Annotated in this window: 2 protein-coding genes; both read left to right on the top strand. The window is 74.9% G+C overall.

Translation table 11 applies throughout. From position 1 onward, the window contains the following. Nucleotides 1–162: 162 nt before the first annotated feature. A complete protein-coding gene (gene pelF, locus C1J00_RS41385; RefSeq protein ID WP_102913973.1) occupies nucleotides 163–1,683 on the top strand; it encodes a GT4 family glycosyltransferase PelF in 1,521 nt (506 codons plus the stop codon). Beyond that, nucleotides 1,680–2,928 (top strand): hypothetical protein (locus tag C1J00_RS41380; protein ID WP_102913974.1); only part of this gene is annotated, 1,249 nt, incomplete at its 3' end. The genes pelF and C1J00_RS41380, both read left to right, overlap by 4 nt.

Raw genomic sequence — 2,928 nt, 5'->3', positions numbered from 1 at the left:
GCGCCGAAGACCCGGGTTCCGGTGGGCGTCACCGATCCGGTGGGCCACCCCGCAGACGGCTGAGCGGCGTACCCGCCCAAGACCGACCGAAGGTCACGGCCTCCCCGGCGGGAGGCCGTGACCGGCCCGGACCACCCCACTCCTCGGCCGTGGAGCACATCGATGCCCGTTCCCCAGGGCGCGCGACATACCGGAGCAACGCGCGTCACCCTGCTCACCGAAGGCACCTACCCGCACAGCCACGGCGGCGTCAGCGTCTGGTGCGATCAGCTCGTCCAGGGCATGCCCGACCTCGCCTTCGACGTCATCGCCGTCACCGGAACCGGACGTGAGCCGGCCGTCTGGGACCTGCCCGCGCACGTCTCGAGCGTGCTGTCCGTCCCGATGTGGGGCGCCCCGCCCGCGGGCCGCCCGCCCCGCGGCCGGGCCCGCAATCAACTCGCCGCCGCCTACGAACGGTTCCTGACCGCGCTGCTCGACCCGCGTGCCGAAAACGGCTTCGCGCCCGCCCTGCACGCGCTGGCACGCGCCGCGTCGGACGGGACGCTGAGCCCGTTCCTGCGCGGAGACCGGGCGATCGGGATCCTCACCGCGCTGTGGAACCGCCCCGGGCTCGCCGTCCGCGAGGCACGACCGACCCTGCACGACGCGCTGACCGCGACCGCCCTGGTGGAGCACGCCCTGCGCCCGCTGGCCGCCCCGGCACCCGAGAGCGGGGTCGCGCACGCGGTCAGCGGCGGAGTCGCCGTCCTGCCGGGCCTCGCCGCCCTCGAACGCCACGGCGTACCGCTGCTGTTGACCGAGCACGGGGTGTACCTGCGCGAGCGCTACCTCGGCTATCGCACCGCGCCCTACCGCTGGCCGGTGAAGGCCGTGATCCTCGGCTTCTTCCGGCTGCTCGCGCAGGAGAGCTACCGCAGGGCCGCCCTGATCACACCGGGCAACCGGTACAACCGGCTGTGGGAGGAGGAGGGGGGCGCCGACCCGGCGTCGATCCGCACGGTCTACAACGGCGTCGACCCCGCCGCGTTCCCGGCGGCCGGACCGGAACCGGACGCCCCGACCCTCAGCTGGGCGGGCCGCGTCGACCCCATCAAGGATCTGGAGACCCTCATCCGGGCCTTCGCCCTGGTACGCGCCCGACTCCCGCACGCCCGGCTGCGGTTGTTCGGCGGGACCCCCCGGGGCGGAGAGGCCTACCGGGAACGCTGCGAGGCCCTGGCCGCAGAGCTCGGGCACGCCGACGCCGTCACCTTCGAAGGGCGCGTCGACGACATCAAGGACGCGTACGCCGCCGGGAACGTCGTGATGCTCTCCAGCATCAGCGAAGGCTTTCCCTTCACCCTGATCGAGGCCATGTCGTGCGGACGGGCGACCGTCTCCACCGACGTGGGCGGGGTACGCGAGGCCGTCGGAGACACCGGGCTCGTGGTGCCGCCGCGCGACCCGGAGGCGATGGCCACGGCCGCGCTGGAGCTGCTGGGCGATCCCGGGCGGCGCAGGGCGATGGGCGAGGCGGCCCGGCTGCGGGTCATCGAGCAGTTCACCCTCCGGCAGACCGTTGACACGTTTCGATCCGTCTATCTGGAACTGGCCCATCCAAAATCGGAGTTGACGGTCATGTCCACGAGGGCCAGAACGCCCGCCCCGGCCGTCCGCGGCACCGGGAGCCTCGCCCTGTGAGCGGGCCGATGCCCCTCGAACCCGGCGGTGCCGAGCAGGACACGCTGGCCATCCGGCTGGCCGGTACCCGCCGGCCACGCTGGGCCCTCGACGACGCCACCCTCGCCATCCGGCTGCCCCGGCGCGGTCCCGACGAGGAGGCGGTCAGTGAACTCGCCGCCGAACTCGCCGACCGCATAGGTCCCGCCGTCCATCCGTACGAGGTGGCCGCGCTGCTGGAGGCGGAGGGCCTGTCCGCCTCCCTGATCAACGAACGGTACGGCCACCCGAACCTCTTCTCCCTCGCCTCCGCGCTGTACGAGCGTGTGCCGCGCACCTTCCCCGAACCCGCTCCGGCGGCCGACCCGTGGCGCCCCGACACCGTCCGCTGTCTGCTGCGGGGCATGCTGTTCGCCCTGCCCGGCCTCGCCTACCTGCTGACCGCGCCCCTGTGGAACGCCGGCGGGCACGCCCCCGCCCTCATCGTCGCCGGACTCGCCTCCTGGGCGTGGGGGCAGGCACTCGGCCACCGTGCGCACCTGCGCCTGGCGACCGGACGCCGGGAGTCGGGCCGTACCCTCCTGGCCGGCGCGCCCGTCGGCGCCGTGGTGGCCACGACGGCCGCCGCGGTGCCCGCCGACGGCGGCCCGGTGACGCTGGTCGCGGCAGCACAGTCCGCGTACCTGGCGGCCGCCGGAGTCCTGCTGGTGCTGGGCCGGGAGCGGCTGCTGCTGGCCGCGCTGAGCCCGCTGTGCGCGGGTGCCGCCGTCCTGCCGTGGCGGGAGCCCGGTCCCGCGCTCCGGGCCGGGCTGCCCCTGCTGGCGCTGCTCGCCACGCTCACCGTCACCGGCTGGGTCCTTCGGGATGCCCTCGCCGCCCCGGCCGTCACCGGGGCGACCCGGCCCCGTCTGCTGTGGTCCCTGCCGTACGGCCTGTTCGGGCTGGCCGCGGGGGTGCTGGTGCTGCTGGAGGGGAGGCAGGAGCCGTACGCGGTGATCGTGCTGACGCTGAGCATGGGGCCGGCGGAATGGCTGCTGTACCGCTACCGCGGACTGTCGGTCGCCGCGCTGCGCGCCACCGCCACGCCCGCGGCGTTCCTGCTGCGCTCGGCCGGCATCCTCGGCCTCTGTCTGCTCGCCTATCTCGCCCCGCTGCTGCCCGCGGCCCTGCTCGCCGGCGCCGACCCCTTCACCCTGCTGCTGCTCGCGGCCGTTCTGTGGACCGCGCTGCTGCTCCAGGCGTTCGGGGCGGCCTGGTCGTCGGCCG

Source organism: Streptomyces cahuitamycinicus (genome assembly GCF_002891435.1).
Lineage (GTDB): Bacteria > Actinomycetota > Actinomycetes > Streptomycetales > Streptomycetaceae > Streptomyces > Streptomyces cahuitamycinicus.
Note: the sequence above shows the minus strand (reverse complement) of the source record. Positions and strands in the feature narration are given on the sequence as shown.